This is a genomic window from Treponema sp. R6D11, from assembly GCF_054786075.1.
Genome location: NZ_BDHD01000681.1, coordinates 1 through 622, shown reverse-complemented (window position 1 = coordinate 622; position 622 = coordinate 1). Strand labels below are relative to the sequence as shown.

Annotated in this window: 2 protein-coding genes; both read right to left on the bottom strand. The window is 42.6% G+C overall.

Going from position 1 to position 622, the window contains the following annotated elements; all coding sequences use genetic code 11:
- On the bottom strand, positions 1-159 hold a 159-nt coding region (locus ACYVTD_RS15460; protein ID WP_461248588.1), incomplete at its 3' end, for an NAD-binding protein.
- 1 nt (position 160) lies between these two features.
- Positions 161-622 (bottom strand): TetR/AcrR family transcriptional regulator (locus ACYVTD_RS15455; protein WP_461248587.1); only part of this gene is annotated, 462 nt, incomplete at its 5' end.

The window sequence follows — 622 nt, the reverse complement described above, 5'->3', positions numbered from 1 at the left end:
GTTCGCCTTGTTGTGAATTACCATACAGTCGAGGCGGTTGGAAATATGCTTGGCGCGATCCTCGTTTGACTCTATCAGCGAAACGTCGTGTTTTTCCTGAATGAGGAATTTTGCTAACTGCGTGCCGGTGTTTCCGACTCCGGCGATGACGATACGCATTTTACAACGTCAGTTGTTTTACCGCTAAAAGCACTGTCTCTTTTAACTCGTTAAGGTTTTTTCGTTTTAGCACCGCCAGCTGGTAGACGGCCGATTCGATAAAACTGTAAAGGTAATCGTCGGCGGCCTTTACCTTGATTTTTTTCAACTCGCCGTTTTTAATGCCGTCGATATACAGCGAGGCCAGCATGTGGCGGGCTTTTACCGTTCTGCGTCGGACGCGGTCTTCCGGGTTAACGCCTTTTTTTGAAAGGTGTATCAGGTAGTCCAGCAAAACGAAAAGAAGAGGTTTGTTTTTTTCAAACAAATTAAAGATAATAAAAATAGTTTTGGTTATTTTGTCTTCGCTCTTCATGGACTTGTCGGAACGGATTGAATTGATATTCGCTTCAATTTCCAAAAGCAGATGCTTAACGCTGTAATTGAAGATTTCCGTCTTGTTTTTGAAATAAAGGTAAAGAAT